Source organism: Nocardiopsis baichengensis YIM 90130, assembly GCF_000341205.1.
In the GTDB taxonomy this organism is placed as follows: Bacteria; Actinomycetota; Actinomycetes; order Streptosporangiales; family Streptosporangiaceae; genus Nocardiopsis_A; species Nocardiopsis_A halophila.
Genome location: NZ_ANAS01000041.1, coordinates 19,835 through 32,167 on the forward strand (window position 1 = coordinate 19,835; position 12,333 = coordinate 32,167).

At 75.0% G+C, this 12,333-nt stretch carries 12 protein-coding genes; 7 read left to right on the forward strand and 5 right to left on the reverse strand.

What is annotated here, in order from left to right:
• Nucleotides 1-14: 14 nt before the first annotated feature.
• The gene (gene nadA, locus C892_RS0126730) at nucleotides 15-995 is read right to left on the reverse strand and encodes a quinolinate synthase NadA (RefSeq protein WP_017537220.1); all 981 of its coding nucleotides are present in this window, start codon (nucleotides 993-995) and stop codon (nucleotides 15-17) included.
• A 71-nt stretch (nucleotides 996-1,066) separates the two neighbouring features.
• On the opposite strand from nadA, the gene C892_RS0126735 reads away from it, so the two are divergent.
• The 6 genes from C892_RS0126735 to C892_RS0126760 are packed head-to-tail and all read left to right on the forward strand — an operon-like array spanning nucleotide 1,067 to nucleotide 5,868.
• Nucleotides 1,067-1,774: an NUDIX hydrolase gene (locus C892_RS0126735; protein WP_275041837.1), complete on the forward strand. Its 708-nt coding sequence runs from the start codon at nucleotides 1,067-1,069 to the stop codon at nucleotides 1,772-1,774.
• Between the two features lie 31 nt (nucleotides 1,775-1,805).
• Complete coding sequence (locus C892_RS0126740) at nucleotides 1,806-2,450, forward strand: HAD family hydrolase (RefSeq protein ID WP_017559721.1); 645 nt, start codon at nucleotides 1,806-1,808, stop codon at nucleotides 2,448-2,450.
• The gene (locus C892_RS0126745; protein WP_017537217.1) at nucleotides 2,447-3,589 is read left to right on the forward strand and encodes an ABC transporter ATP-binding protein; all 1,143 of its coding nucleotides are present in this window, start codon (nucleotides 2,447-2,449) and stop codon (nucleotides 3,587-3,589) included. Before C892_RS0126740 ends, C892_RS0126745 begins: the two co-directional genes overlap by 4 nt.
• Entirely contained in the window at nucleotides 3,582-4,253 is a 672-nt protein-coding gene (locus C892_RS0126750; RefSeq protein ID WP_017559722.1) for an ABC transporter permease, read from the forward strand. Before C892_RS0126745 ends, C892_RS0126750 begins: the two co-directional genes overlap by 8 nt.
• Nucleotides 4,250-4,939, forward strand: a complete 690-nt coding sequence (locus tag C892_RS0126755; protein WP_017559723.1) for an ABC transporter permease — start codon at nucleotides 4,250-4,252, stop codon at nucleotides 4,937-4,939. Before C892_RS0126750 ends, C892_RS0126755 begins: the two co-directional genes overlap by 4 nt.
• Nucleotides 4,940-4,968: 29 nt before the next feature.
• Nucleotides 4,969-5,868, forward strand: a complete 900-nt coding sequence (locus C892_RS0126760) for an ABC transporter substrate-binding protein (RefSeq protein ID WP_026124663.1) — start codon at nucleotides 4,969-4,971, stop codon at nucleotides 5,866-5,868.
• 163 nt (nucleotides 5,869-6,031) lie between these two features.
• Here C892_RS0126760 and C892_RS0126765 read toward each other — a convergent pair whose 3' ends face one another.
• Both C892_RS0126765 and sppA read right to left on the reverse strand, forming a co-directional pair.
• Entirely contained in the window at nucleotides 6,032-6,520 is a 489-nt protein-coding gene (locus C892_RS0126765; RefSeq protein WP_017559725.1) for a flavin reductase family protein, read from the reverse strand.
• On the reverse strand, nucleotides 6,517-8,220 hold the full coding sequence (gene sppA / locus C892_RS0126770) for a signal peptide peptidase SppA (protein ID WP_026124664.1): 1,704 nt from the start codon (nucleotides 8,218-8,220) through the stop codon (nucleotides 6,517-6,519). Before sppA ends, C892_RS0126765 begins: the two co-directional genes overlap by 4 nt.
• Nucleotides 8,221-8,302: 82 nt before the next feature.
• Here sppA and C892_RS29690 point away from each other — a divergent pair, with 82 nt between their 5' ends.
• A complete protein-coding gene (locus C892_RS29690) occupies nucleotides 8,303-9,034 on the forward strand; it encodes a hypothetical protein (RefSeq protein WP_017559727.1) in 732 nt (243 codons plus the stop codon).
• On the opposite strand, the gene C892_RS0126780 is transcribed toward C892_RS29690, so the two are convergent.
• Complete coding sequence (locus tag C892_RS0126780; protein ID WP_017559728.1) at nucleotides 8,931-10,019, reverse strand: DUF418 domain-containing protein; 1,089 nt, start codon at nucleotides 10,017-10,019, stop codon at nucleotides 8,931-8,933. The two genes, C892_RS29690 and C892_RS0126780, sit on opposite strands and share 104 nt — an antisense overlap.
• Nucleotides 10,020-10,101: 82 nt before the next feature.
• Nucleotides 10,102-12,288 (reverse strand): 1,4-alpha-glucan branching protein GlgB, encoded by a 2,187-nt coding sequence (glgB, locus tag C892_RS0126785; RefSeq protein WP_017559729.1) that lies wholly within the window; start codon nucleotides 12,286-12,288, stop codon nucleotides 10,102-10,104.
• Nucleotides 12,289-12,333: the final 45 nt, after the last annotated feature.

Genomic DNA, 12,333 nt, shown 5'->3' on the forward strand with positions numbered 1-12,333 from the left:
GTTATCGAAGGCGCTCACTCGCCCCCGCGCGAGGGGGTGCCGATGGCGATCATCCGCTCCACCGAGCGGCGGGCCCGCTCGGCCGTGTCGGCGTCGACGTGGATCTCCCCGCTGCCGGTGCGCAGCGACCCCAGCAGCTTCTCGCCGGTGATCATCTTCATGTAGTGGCACTCGGCGCGCGGGTTGACCGGCTCGAAGGAGGTGGCGGGGTTGGCCGCGCGCAGCTGGTGCAGCATCCCGGTCTCGGTGGCGATGAGCACCTTGTCGGCGGTGGTGGTCTCGGCCGCGGCGAGCATCCCGCCGGTGGACAGGACCTTGACCCGCTCCTGGGGGACGGTGCCCTCGCCGACCAGGTACAGCGCGGAGGTGGCGCAGCCGCACTCGGGGTGCACGTACAGCTCGGCGTCGGGGTCGGCGGCCGCGCGCTCGCGCAGCGCGGCGCCGTCGATGCCGGCGTGCACGTGGCACTCGCCCATCCACACGTGGATGTTCTCCCGCCCGGTCACCCGCTTGACGTGGGCGCCCAGGAACTGGTCGGGCAGGAAGAGGATGTCGGTGTCCTCGGGGATGGACCGGATGACGTCGGCGGCGTTGGAGGAGGTGCAGCAGATGTCGGTCTCGGCCTTCACCGCCGCGGTGGTGTTGACGTAGGCGACGACGGCCGCGCCGGGGTGCTCGGCCTTCCAGGCGCGCACGTCCTCGGCGGTGATCGTGTCGGCCAGCGAGCAGCCCGCCGCGGGCTCGGGCAGCAGCACGGTCTTCTCGGGGGCGAGGATCTTGGCCGTCTCGGCCATGAAGTGCACGCCGCAGAAGACGATGGTGTCGGCCTCCACACGGGCGGCCAGACGGGACAGGGCCAGCGAGTCGCCGGTGTGGTCGGCGACGTCCTGGATCTCGGGGCGCTGGTAGTTGTGGGCGAGGATGACCGCGCCGCGCTCGTCGGCGAGGCGCCGGACCTCGGAGGCCCAGGTCTGGCTTGCGTTCTCGGTGGCCATGGCCGGTTCTTCCTTCGGAACGGGTTTTTGACTTGTAGGCAAAAACTCGGACAAGCCTAACATGGGGGGTCATGGAGGAGGCAGCGGGCATGGCGGGTCGGGCCGGGCACGAGGTCCTGGCCGCGGTGGTGCAGATCCGGTCGGGGCGCCTGAGCGTGCTGCTGTGGCGCCGGGCGCGGCCGCCGTTCGAGGGCGCCTGGGTGCTGCCCGGCGGCAGACTCGGCGCCCGCGAGGGCCTGGGCGAGTCCATCCGGCGCCAGCTGGCCCAGAAGGTCGACGTGCGCGACCTGGCCCACCTGGAGCAGCTGGAGACCCGCGGCGCCCCGGACCGCTGCCCCGGCGGGCGCATCCTGGCCACCGCCTACCTGGGGCTGGTCCCGGCCGACGTGGAGCCGGTGGTGCCCGCCGACACCGCCTGGCACCCCGCCGCGGACCTGCCGGCCATGGGCTACGACCACGCGGCGATCGTGCACTCGGCGCACCGCCGGCTGCGCGCCAAGCTCTCCTACACCAACATCGGCTTCGCGCTGGCCCCGCCGGAGTTCACCATGTCCGAGCTGTCCGGCTACTACAGCGCCGCACTGGGGCACGACGTGGCCGCCACCAACCTGCGCCGGGTGCTGCTGCGCCGCGGCCAGATCGAGGAGACCGGCCGCTCGGTGCCCTCGGGCCGCTCCGGGGGCCGCCCGGCGGCGCTGTTCCGGTTCCGCGCCCGGCGCCTGGAGGTGACCGACGCCTTCGCGGTGCTGCGGCCGCCCGGCGGCGGCCGACCGTGTTAGCGTCCCATTCGTGAGGAATCGCAGTGGCGCCGTGCGCAGCGTGGTCTTCGACGTCGGGGAGACGCTGGTCGACGAGACGCGCATCTTCGAACGCTGGGCGGACCGGCTGGGCGTGCCGCGGCTGGCCTTCTTCGGCCTCATGGGCGGGGTGATGGCCCGCGGTCGGCCCCTGATGGACGCCTTCCGCCTGGTCAAGCCGGACTTCCGGCTGGAGGAGGAGGTCGCGGCCTGGAAGGCCGAGGACCCCGCCACCCTGGCCGACGGCTTCGACTTCCACGACCTGTACCCCGACGTGCGCCCGGCCCTGGCCGAGCTGCGCGCCCTGGGGGTGGGCGTGGTGATCGCCGGCAACCAGCCCGCCGCGGCCCGGACCGCGCTGGAGGCCATGGACCTGCCGGTGGACGCGGTGCACGTGTCCGAGGAGTGGGGCCTGGAGAAGCCCGATCCGGCCTTCTTCGCCCGGGTGGCCGACGTCGCCGGGGCCGCGCCCGGGGAGATCGCCTACGTGGGCGACCGGCTCGACAACGACGTGCTGCCGGCCCGCGCCGCGGGGATGGCCACCGTGCTGGTGCGCCGCGGCATGCACGGCTACCTGCACGCCGACGACCCCGACGCCAAGCACGCCGACCTGGTGGCCGACGCGCTCACCGACATCCCCGCCTGGATCTCGGGTTGATCACCTTCGAGGGCGTCACCAAGCGCTACCCGGACGGCACCGTCGCCCTGGACGGACTGGACCTGCAGGCGCCCAGCGGCCGCACCACCGTGCTGGTCGGCTCCTCGGGCAGCGGCAAGACCACCGCCCTGCGCACCGTCAACCGGCTGGTCGAGCCCACCGGCGGCCGGGTGCTCATCGACGGCACCGACGTGCGCGAGCGCGACCCCGCGCTGCTGCGCCGCTCCATCGGCTACGTCATCCAGCAGGCCGGGCTCTTCCCGCACCGCACCGTGCTGGACAACATCGCCACCGTGCCGCTGCTGCTGGGGTGGGGCCGCCGCCGCGCCCGCGCCCGCGCCGGCGAGCTGCTGGAACTGGTCGGGCTGGAGGCCTCCCAGGGGCGGCGCTACCCGCACCAGCTCTCCGGCGGCCAGCAGCAGCGGGTGGGGGTGGCCCGGGCGCTGGCCGCCGACCCGCCGGTGCTGCTCATGGACGAGCCGTTCAGCGCGGTCGACCCGGTGGTGCGCGCGGGCCTGCAGGAGGAGCTGCTGCGCCTGCAGTCCGAGCTGCACAAGACCGTCCTGTTCGTCACGCACGACATCGACGAGGCGGTCCGGATCGGCGACGGCATCGCCGTCTTCCGGCCCGGCGGCGTGCTCGCCCAGTTCGACGCCCCCGAGCGCCTGCTGGCCGAGCCGGCCGACACCTTCGTCGAGGGGTTCATCGGCTACGACCGGGGCGTGCGGCGGCTCTCCTTCTTCCCCGCCTCCCGGCTGGAGCTGCACCGCGACGCGGTGCTGGACGCCGGGGCCGATGCCGGCCGGGCGGCGCGCACCGCCGCCGCCACCGGCGAGCCCTGGCTGCTGGTCACCGGCCCCGACCGGGAGCCGGTGGGCTGGCTGTCGGCCGAGCGGGCGGCCGCCGCCGACCCGCACAGCCCGGTGGGCGCCCTGGAGCTGGCCGCCTACGGCCACGTGTTCCACGTGGCCGCCGACTCGCTGCGGGCCGCCCTGGACGCCGCGGTGCTCTCCCCGGCCGGCCGCGCCGTGGGGGTGGACCCCGACGGCGCCGTGGCCGGGGTGGTCTCCCAGGCCGACCTGGCCGCCGCCATCTGGTCGGTGGGCGAGGACCACGGGCACGGTGAGGGGCATGGGTGAGGAGCCGCTGATCCGCTGGGACTGGATCGCCCGCGGCCTGGAGGACCCCATCGGCACCGCCCTGGTCCAGCACCTGCAGCTGTCGCTGATCCCCATCGCGCTGGGCCTGCTGGCCTCGCTGCCGCTGGGGGTGGCCGCCGCGCGCTGGCGGCGGCTCTACCCGCCGGTGCTCACCGCGGTCAACGTGCTCTACGCGGTGCCCTCGATCGCGCTGTTCTTCCTGCTGCTGCCCTACACCGGGCTGACGGTCTGGACCGCCGTGCTGCCGCTGGCGCTGTACACCCTGGCGATCCTGGTGCCCAACATCGTCGACGGGCTGCACCAGGTGCCCGACCACGTGCGCCAGGCCGCCACCGCGATGGGCTTCGGCCCGCTGCGCCGCCTGGTGCGGGTGGAGCTGCCGGTGGCGGTCCCCGCGGTCATCGCCGGGCTGCGGGTGGCCTCGGTGGCCACCATCAGCATGGTCAGCGTCGCCTCCATGGTGGGGCTGGGCGGCCTGGGCGCGCTGATCCTGCGCGAGGGCTTCAACAACCGCTTCGCCACCCCCATCATCGTGGGCGTGGTGCTCACCGCCGTGCTGGCCTTCGCGGTGGACGCGCTGCTGGTGCTGGCCCAGCGGCTGCTGACCCCCTGGGCGCCGCGGCGCGGAAAGGGGCGGGCATGAGCATCGCCGAGCTGGTCGCCGCCTGGTTCTCGGACCCGGCCACCTGGACCGGGCCGGACGGCGTCCCCGCCCGGTTCGCCGAGCACACCGCCTACTCGGCGGCGGCGATGGCCGTGGCCGCCGCGATCGCGGTCCCGCTGGGCCTGGCCACCGGGCACACCGGCCGCGGCGGGCTGTTCGCGGTGGGGCTGGCCAACGTCGCCCGCGCGCTGCCCACCATCGGGGTGATGTTCCTGGTGGTGCTGCTGATGGGGATCGGCCTGGTCCCGGTGCAGGTGGCGCTGGTGGTCCTGGCGGTGCCGCCCATCCTGGTCAACACCTACGAGGGGGTGCGCGCGGTCGACCCCGGCCTGCGCGACGCCGCCGCCGGGATGGGCATGCGCGGCGGCCAGGTGCTGCTGCGCCTGGAGCTGCCGGTGGCCCTGCCGATGGTGCTGGTGGGGCTGCGCACCGCCGCGGTGCAGGTGGTCTCCACCGCGACCATCGCCGCCTACGTCGGCGTGGGCGGGCTGGGAAGGTTCATCTTCGACGGGCAGAACCGCCAGGAGTTCGGCATGGTGGCCGGGGGGTCGCTCCTGGTGGCGCTGATGGCGGTGCTGGTGCTCGGCCTGTTCTGGCTGCTGCGGCGACTGGCCGTGGCGCCGGGGCTGCGCGCCCGCGAGGCCGCCCGCACGGTGGAGTCATGACCAGGACGGGAGTGGAAGCGATGCACACGATGCGAACGGCGGGGACGGTGGCGGCGGCCGGGGCGCTGGCGCTGGCCGCCACCGCCTGCGGCGGCGAGGACCCCTACGCCGACGGCGGCGGGGGCGGCGGCTCCGGCACCATCACCGTCGGCTCGGCCGACTTCCCCGAGTCGGCCCTGCTGGCGCAGGTCTACGCCCAGGCTCTGGAGGCGGCCGGCAGCGAGGTCGAGACCACGCTCAACATCGGCAGCCGCGAGGTCTACTACGACCAGGTGGAGTCGGGCGCCATCTCGGTGCTGCCCGAGTACAACGGCGGCATCCTGCTCTACCTGGACCCCGAGGCCGAGTCCGGGGACACCGAGGAGACCGACGAGCGGGCGTCCCGGGCCCTGCCCGACGGGCTGAGCATCCTGGACTCCTCCCCGGCGCAGAACAAGGACTCGGTGACGGTCACCGCCGAGACCGCCGAGGAGGAGGGCCTGACCGAGATCGGGGACCTGGAGGGCGCCGCCGGGGACATGGAGATCGGCGGGCCGCCGGAGTTCGAGACCCGGCCGCAGGGCCTGCCGGGCCTGGAGGAGGTCTACGGGGTCGAGTTCGGCGGGTTCCGCTCGCTGGACCCGGCGCTGCTGCCCACCGCCCTGACCGACGGCGACGTGCAGGCGGCCAACCTGTTCACCACCGACCCCGCCATCGCCTCCGAGGGCTTCGTGACCCTGGAGGACCCGGAGAACCTGTTCGGGGCGCAGAACGTGGTGCCGCTGATCCACGACGCCTCGGTGCCGCGGGAGGCGCGCGAGGTGCTGAACCGGGTCTCGGCGGAGCTGACCACCGAGGACCTGCTGGCGATGAACGAACGGGTGGGCGTGGAGCACGAGAGCGCCGACGCGGTGGCCGCCGACTGGCTGTCCGAGGCCGGGCTGGACTAGAGGATCATGGCCAGGATCAGCCCGGCCACCAGGATTCCGATTACCGTGTAGAAGCCGTCCATGGGGCCATTGCACCGCCGCGGCGGTGCGATGTGAACTGGCGCCGGCCGCACACCGCCCTCGCGCCGGGGTAGCCCCCGGCGACCTCTCTAGAGAGTTTCGATCACCCCAGGGTGCGGTACCCCCCGCCGTAGCGCACCAGGGGGCCCGCACCGCCGCGGCCGCCCTCCACCCGGGGCAGGGCGGCCACGGCGGCGAAGTAGACCGCGTGGTCGCCCACCTCCAGGCTCCGCTCGACCGTGCACTCCAGCGCGGCCAGTGCCTCGGTGAGCACCAGCGCCCCGGTGGCCTCCCCGCGCGCGTGCGGCTCGGCGTCCAGCAGCAGCCGGGCGCTGGGGCGCCCCTCGGCCGAGAACCGCCCGGCCAGGGCGCGGTGCCCGGCGCCCAGCACGCTGACGGCGAAGGCCCCCTGGCGGTCGACCACCTCGCGCAGGTACCCCTCGGCGGACAGGCTGAGCATGACCACCGGGGGGTCGGCCGAGATCGAGCACAGGGCGCTGACCGTGCCGCCGATGTCGTCCCGCCCGTCGCGCACGGTCACCACCGTCACCCCGGTGGGCAGGGCCGCCATCGCCTCGGTGTACTCGGTCACCGCACCTCCCAGTCGCCGGGCAGCACCAGCGGGCCGGCCGCGGGCAGGCCGACGCGGGCCGACAGCTCGGCCAGTGGGCCCCAGGCGTCCAGCCGCACCTGCTCGCCGGCCCGCTCCTCGCTGGACTCGGGCGGGCGCAGCCGGTCCAGCGGGGTGGAGCGCGGGTAGGGGCGCAGCGGCGCGTCGTCGGCGCCCGACAGCGAGCGGGCCAGCCGCACCGCCGTCGCCAGCCCGCCGAGCCCGTCGACCAGCCCGGCCTCGTGGGCCTGGGCCCCCGACCAGACCCGCCCCCGGGCGAGCCGGTCCACCCGGTCGGCGTCCATGTCCCGGGCCTGGCCCACCTTGGCCGTGAAGTCGGCGTAGACCCCGTCCAGCAGGGCGTCGACCCGCTCCCACTCGGAGTCGCTGAAGGGCCGGGTGGCCGAGAACATGCCGGCGTGCGGGGCGCTGTCCACGCTGCCGTGCCCGATGCCCAGGCGCTCCAGCAGGTCCGAGGCCACGGCCTTGGCGACGAACACCCCGATGGAGCCGGTCACCGTGCCGGGGTGGGCGATGATGCGGTCGGCGCCCAGGGCGACGTAGTACCCGCCGGAGGCGGCGACGTCGCCCATGGACACCACCACCGGGGTGCCGGCCTCGCAGGTGAGCCGGACCTCGCGGCGCACGGCGTCGGAGGCCGAGTGCGACCCGCCGGGGCTGTCCACCCGCAGCACCACCGCGCGCACCGCGTCGTCCCGGCGGGCGGCGCGCAGCGCGGCCGAGACGGTCTCGGCGCCGGCCGTGGTGCGCCCGGTGGGCGAGCGGCGGGAGGTCCCCGAGTGGATCTGGCCGCGCACCCCGATCAGCGCGATCTGGCCGCGCCCGGGGTGCGGGGAGAGCTGCTCGGCGGCGGTGCGGTGCCGGTGGTGGCGGGCGGCGAAGCGCAGCAGCGGCTCGGGGCCTTCGCCGCCGGCGCGCTCCAGCACCTCGGCGTAGACCTGGTCGCGGTAGGCGAGCCGGTCGACCAGGCCGGCCTCCAGGGCCTCGCCGGCGGTGAGCGGCCCGCGCGCGGTGAGCTCGGCCACGCGCTCGGGGTCCAGGCCGCGGTCGGCGGCGATGCCCGTGCGCACCTGCTCGGCGAGCGAGCCCAGCAGCTGCTCGGCGGCCTCCCGGTGGGCGGGGGTGTAGTCGTGCTCGGTGAAGGTGTTCACCGCGGTCTTGTACTCGTGCCGGGCGGCGGTCTCGGGGCGCACCCCGGCCTTGTCGGCCGCCCCGCGCAGGAAGAGGGCGTTCAGGGTGAGCCCGGTCAGGCCCACGGTGCCGGTGGGGGCCAGGGCGATCTCGGAGAAGGCGGCGGCCAGGTAGTAGCCGACGGTGCCGGGGCCGAAGTCGCCGATGGACTCGCTCCAGGCGATCGCGGGCTTGCCCGAGGCGCGGAAGTCGGCGACCGCGTCGCGGATCTCCTGGACCTTGGCCAGCCCGGCGGGGGCCCCGCCGATCTTGGCCACCACGGCCGCCACCCGCGGGTCGCGGGCGCCGCGCCGCAGCCCCTCCACCACGTCGGTGAGCCGCTCCCTGCGGCGGGTCAGCAGCTGGGCCAGCGGCGGGCCGGGCGGCTCGTCGGTGACCCCTTCGGTCAGGTCGAGTTCGAGGACCAGCGGCGCGGTGCGCCTGCGCCGCAGGTCGGCCAGTGGGGCGAGAAGCTCGTCAAGGTCCGCCATGCCCACAGGGTAGTGGGGGTCGGCTATCGTCGGAGGGCCGATCCGGCCGGATCGGCCGCAGAGTCGGTTGAGGAAGGGTCCGATGTCCGAGGCGTTGGCGTTGCGGACCGCGGCGGCCGCCGCGGGGGTGCTCCTGCTCGCCGCCGGATGCGGCGGCGGCGACGGCGGTGACGGCGGCGGCGAGGCGGCGCCGTCGGTCGAGGGGGCCTACACGGGCGCGGTCCCGGCGGCCTCGGTCCCGCTGTCGGGGACCGAGTTCGAGGGCGTGGCGATCGGCATGCCCGAGGGCTGGCAGCGCTCCGACGGCCAGGGGCGGATCTGCATGGATCCGCCGGAGGGCGAGCGCTGCGGCTACGGGTCGGTGCAGCTCTACCCGCAGGCCGCCGAGCGCAACGGCGCCGACTGGCCCGCCAAGGGGTCGGCCTTCAACAAGGCAGACGGCTGGAACGGCGGGGGCGCGACGTGCCGGGCGCCCGACGGCGAGGGGCAGAGCCCCGGCGACGCGGAGATGACCGTCGGCTCGCCGGAGGTGACCGAGCACGCCGACGGGCTCAAGTCCCACCACCGGGTGTGGGAGGTCTCCTGCGACGGCGGCGCCTCCTTCGAGGTGCGCATGTGGTTCCTGCCCGAGAGCGACGTGATGCTCTACGTCCCGGCCGTCGAGCCCGCCTACGCCCAGGTCTACGACCAGGTGGCGGCCTCGATGGACGTCACCGAGTACAAGAAGCGCCGGGCTCAGGAGCAGAAGGAGGAAGAGGAGCAGAAGGAGAAGGAGAAGGAGGAGAAGGAGGACCGGGAGGAGCAGGACGACTGACCCGCAGGGGGACCGCCTCCCACCAGGTCGCGCACCGCCAGGCCCACTCCAGCGGGCCGTACCGGAAGGCGCGCAGCCACAGCGCGCTGAACGCCCACTGGGCGGCCAGCAGGACCCCGGCCAGCGCGAACAGGGCGCCCCACCGCTCCTCGGCGCGGAAGTCCAGCAGCAGGCCGACGGCGAACACCACCGGTGTGGCGGCCACGTAGTTGGTCAGCGCCATCCGGCCGAGCGGGGCGAACACCGCCCGCAGCGCACCGGCGGCCGGCGTGCGCATCAGCAGCGCGATGCCGCTGGTGTAGGCCCCGGCCATGAGCAGCCCGGCCACCGCGCTGGAGGCGGTGAAGCCGGTGTCGCGGACCTCGCCGAACTGCCACAGCGCGGCCGGCACCGAAGCCGCCGCCAGCAGCGCGAAGACCAGGGCGGTCCACCCGGTCAGCTCCCCGAGCCGCTCCGGCACCCGGTACCGGGCCACGGCCATGCCGAGCAGGAACATGCCCGGGATGAGCAGCATCCCGCCGCTGCCCAGCGCGGCCGGGACCACGGCGCCCACCGCGCCCAGCGCGAGCACGGCCCACCGGGGCAGGTAGCTCGCGGGCAGCAGCACCAGCAGCCCGAAGACCGCGTACGGGGTCAGCGCCTCGCCCGGGTGGAGCACCTGGTGCGCGGCACCGAGCAGGCCGAGCGCGACCAGCCGGCGGACCAGGAGCAGCCGGGGGCGGGGATGCCGCCGCCCGGCCGACTCCAGGAAGATCGCGAACCCGATCCCGAACAGGAACGAGAAGATCGGGAAGAACCGCCCGGCCACCAGCATGTCCAGCCAGGCCTCGGGCGCGGCGAGCGGGGCCGCCTCGCCCGGCCCCAGCGCCAGGACCGCGTCGTAGCCCATCTGTGTGACGGGCCCGATGTTGACCAGCAGGATCCCGCACAGCGCGAACCCGCGCAGCACGTCCAGATCGTCGATGCGCCGGCGTCTCTCCACCACTGCGCTCCCCCCTCTTCCCAACGGTGAACAGGAAGAAGGTACGGGCCGGCGGGGGCGGGCCGCCTCGGCCGCACGGCCGGATTCAGGCGGGGCCGGCCTCGTCCTTTCGGCCGGGCTCCAGCCAGAGCACGCCCAGCGGGGGCAGGTCCAGCTCGGCCGAGGCGGGCAGCCCGTGCCAGGGCTGGGCCTCGGAGCGCACCCGCGTCAGGCCGCCGCGGAACCCGCTGCCGCCGAACCGCTCGTCGTCGGTGTCCAGCAGCACGTTCCAGGGGCCGGTGTCCGGCAGGCCGATGCGGCGCCCGGTGTGCGGGACGGCGGAGAAGTTCACCACGCAGGCCAGCGTGCCGCCGTCCTCGCCGAAGCGCAGGAACGCCAGGGTGTTGCCCTCGGCGTCGCCGCCGTCGATCCACCGGAACCCCTCGGGCACGCAGTCGCGCGACCACAGCGCCGGGCGGGCGGTGTAGCCGGCGTTGAGCTCGTCCACCAGCGCCCGCACCCCCCGGTGGAAGGCGTGGTCGAGCAGCCACCACTGCACCCCGGCCTCGTGCGACCACTCCTCGCCCTGGCCGATCTCCCCGCCCATGAACAGCAGCTTCTTGCCGGGGTGGGCCCACATGTAGGCCAGCAGGGTGCGCAGGCCGGCGAACCGCCGCCACTCGTCCCCGGGCTGCTTGTACAGCAGCGAGGACTTGCCGTGCACGACCTCGTCGTGGGAGAGCGGCAGGATGTAGTTCTCGCTGTAGGCGTAGAGCATCGAGAAGGTGATCTCGCCGTGGTGGTGGGCGCGGTGCACCGGGTCCCGCTTGAGGTACTCCAGCGTGTCGTGCATCCAGCCCATGTTCCACTTGAAGCCGAACCCCAGGCCGCCGTGGTCGACCGGGCGGGACACGCCCGGCCAGGCGGTGGACTCCTCGGCGGCCATCACGATGCCGGGGTTGCGCCGGTGGCACACGGTGTTGAGCTCGCGCAGGAACTCCAGCGCCTCCAGGTTCTCCCGGCCGCCGAAGGCGTTGGGCTCCCACTCGCCCGACTCGCGGGAGTAGTCCAGGTAGATCATCGAGGCCACGGCGTCCACCCGCAGCCCGTCGATGTGGTACTCCTCCAGCCAGAACAGGGCGTTGGCGATGAGGAAGTTGCGCACCTCGGTGCGGCCGTAGTCGAAGACCAGGGTGCCCCAGTCGGGGTGCTCGCCGCGGCGCGGGTCGGGGTGCTCGTAGGTGGGCGAGCCGTCGAAGCGCGCCAGCGCCCAGTCGTCCCGGGGGAAGTGCGCGGGGACCCAGTCCAGCAGCACCCCGATCCCGGCCCGGTGCAGCTCGTCGACGAGCAGCCGGAACCCGTCGGGCGGGCCCAGCCGGGCGGTGGGGGCGTAGTAGGAGGTGACCTGGTAGCCCCAGGATCCGCCGAAGGGGTGCTCGGCCACGGGCATGAACTCCACGTGGGTGAAGCCGCGCTCGCGCACGTGCGCGACCAGCTCCTGGGCGAGCTCGGCGTAGCCCAGGCCGGGGCGCCAGGAGGGCAGGTGCACCTCGTAGACGCTCATCGGCTCGCGGGTCCAGTCCCGGGCCTTGCGCTCGTTCATCCACACCTCGTCGCCCCAGCGGTGGGCCGGGGCGTGCACCACCGAGGCGGTCTCGGGCGGGCACTGGGCGGCGAAGGCCATCGGGTCGGCCTTGTCGCGCACCCCGCCGTCCCGGCCGTGCACCCGGAACTTGTACAGCGCGCCGGGGCCGGCGCCGGGCACGAACAGCTCCCAGACCCCGCTGGAGCCCAGGGAGCGCATCGGGTGGGCGGTGCCGTCCCAGTGGTTGAAGTCCCCGATGAGCTGCACCCCCTGGGCGCCGGGCGCCCACACCGCGAAGGCGGTGCCCTCGGGGCGGGGGTGGGCCCCCAGCGCGCGCCACAGCTCCTCGTGCCGGCCCTCGCCGATCAGGTGCAGGTCCATCTCCCCCAGGGTGGGGGCGTACCGGTAGGGGTCGTCGGCGACGGTCTCGGGCCCCTCGGCGGTGTAGGTGCAGGCGATGCGGTAGTCGGGCGGCGCGTCGCCGGGCACGGCGGCGGTGAACACGCCGGCGCGGTCGTGCTCCATGGGCACGCGGGTCCCGTCGGCCAGGACGGCGTGCACGGTGCGGGCCAGCGGGCGCAGCGCCCGCAGCACGACGGTGCCGCCGGGCACGGGGTGCGCGCCCAGGACCGCGTGCGGGTCGTGGTGGCGGCCGGCCGCGAGGCGGTCGGCCTCGGCGGGGGCGACGGCGGCGGGGGCGAGGTTCACGGGTGCTCCAGGCGGGTGGTCGGTGCGGTCGGGGTCGGGGCCGGC

Bases quoted from the DNA above. Each gene is read 5' to 3' on its own strand.
- nadA (WP_017537220.1), bottom strand. From the start codon at position 995: ATGGCCACCGAGAACGCAAGCCAGACCTGGGCCTCCGAGGTCCGGCGC.
- C892_RS0126735 (WP_275041837.1), top strand. From the start codon at position 1,067: ATGGAGGAGGCAGCGGGCATGGCGGGTCGGGCCGGGCACGAGGTCCTG.
- C892_RS0126750 (WP_017559722.1), top strand. From the start codon at position 3,582: ATGGGTGAGGAGCCGCTGATCCGCTGGGACTGGATCGCCCGCGGCCTG.
- C892_RS0126755 (WP_017559723.1), top strand. From the start codon at position 4,250: ATGAGCATCGCCGAGCTGGTCGCCGCCTGGTTCTCGGACCCGGCCACC.
- C892_RS0126760 (WP_026124663.1), top strand. From the start codon at position 4,969: ATGCGAACGGCGGGGACGGTGGCGGCGGCCGGGGCGCTGGCGCTGGCC.
- sppA (WP_026124664.1), bottom strand. From the start codon at position 8,220: ATGGCGGACCTTGACGAGCTTCTCGCCCCACTGGCCGACCTGCGGCGC.
- C892_RS29690 (WP_017559727.1), top strand. From the start codon at position 8,303: ATGTCCGAGGCGTTGGCGTTGCGGACCGCGGCGGCCGCCGCGGGGGTG.